We start from the raw sequence: 541 nt of genomic DNA on the forward strand, positions 1-541 counted from the left end.
GCCACCGATGTAAAGCTCGCCCACCGCGCCCGGAGGCATCAGCTGACGTTGCGCATCAAGCAGGTAGATGCGCGTATTGGCGATCGGCTTACCGATGCTTTCGGTCAAATGATCGCCTTTCTGCATCTGAATCCAGGTCGAGTATGTCGTCGTCTCGGACGGACCATAGAGATTGCACAGGCGCTCAACGTCGGTCTCGGCAAAGATTCTTTTCATCAGCGCGAGCTTCAACGGCTCGCCGGCGAGATTGATTGTCTGGATGGATGCCAGCGACGCGCCGGAATCCAGCAGCGAAGTAATCGCCGATGGCACCGTATTGATGAGGCTCACCTCGTGCGGATCCCTGACGAGTGCGAGGACGTTGTCGACCAGATGGACCGTGCCGCCTCGCGTCAAGGGAGCGAAACACTCGTAGATCGACAGATCGAAATTAAGGGAGGTTGCAAACAGGGTCTGCGAAAGTTCCTCCAACGTGAAGGCATCCTGGCTCCAGGTCAGGAAGTTGACGGCGTTGCGATGTTCGATCGCAACGCCCTTGGGC

1 protein-coding gene is annotated in these 541 nt (G+C 57.7%); it reads right to left on the reverse strand.

The features are described from left to right. Positions 1 to 541 (reverse strand): AMP-binding protein (locus BG61_RS38840; RefSeq protein WP_035943828.1); only part of this gene is annotated, 541 nt, incomplete at both ends.

Origin of the sequence: Caballeronia glathei (genome assembly GCF_000698595.1) — a bacterium.
GTDB classification, from domain to species: Bacteria; Pseudomonadota; Gammaproteobacteria; order Burkholderiales; family Burkholderiaceae; genus Caballeronia; species Caballeronia glathei.